This is a genomic window from Caulobacter sp. AP07 (assembly GCF_000281955.1).
GTDB lineage: Bacteria > Pseudomonadota > Alphaproteobacteria > Caulobacterales > Caulobacteraceae > Caulobacter.
The window spans coordinates 1-693 of record NZ_AKKF01000111.1 but is presented as its reverse complement, the minus strand read 5'-3'; the positions used below and the strand labels follow the sequence as shown (position 1 = coordinate 693).

The following is a 693-nucleotide window of genomic DNA, read 5'->3' as shown; positions in this document are numbered from 1 at the left end:
CGGCTGCCTGCCGATGTGCGGCCACGGCACGATCGGCATCGTCACCTTCGCGCTGGAGAACGGCCTGATCACTCCGCGCGAGCCCGGCAAGCTGCGCCTGGAGGTGCCGGCGGGCGTCATCGACATCGCCTATGAGACGGCGGGCGACAAGGTCACGGCCGTGAAGATTCGCAACGTTCCAGCCTATCTGGCCGAGGAAGGAATCCGGATCGACGTCCCGGGCTTCGGTCCGTTGACGATCGACGTGGCCTATGGCGGCAACTTCTACGCCATCGTCGAACCCCAGGGCGCCTACGCGGGAATCGACGCCCTGGGCGCGGCCGAGATTCTGCGGCTCAGCCCGATCGTCCGGACCCTGGTCCGCGAGAAGGTCGAGCCGGTCCACCCGCTCGACCCCACCATCCGCGGCGTCAGCCACGTGTTGTGGGCGGACGCCCCCAGAGCCCCAGACGCCGATGGCCGCAACGCGGTGTTCTATGGCGACCGCGCCATCGACCGCAGCCCCTGCGGCACGGGCACCTCGGCGCGCCTCGCCCATCTGGCGGCCAAGGGCCGACTGAAGGTCGGCGACGCCTTCGTGCACGAAAGCATCATCGGCAGCCGCTTCACCGGTCGCGTCGAGGCCCAGGTCGAACTGGGCGAACGGGCCGCGATCATTCCCTCGGTCCAGGGTTCGGCGGTCGCCACCGGCCA

At 69.7% G+C, this 693-nt stretch carries 1 protein-coding gene; it reads left to right on the top strand.

What is annotated here, in order from left to right; genetic code table 11:
- Positions 1–693: proline racemase family protein (locus PMI01_RS06365; protein ID WP_007665693.1), on the top strand; the 693-nt coding region annotated here is incomplete at both ends.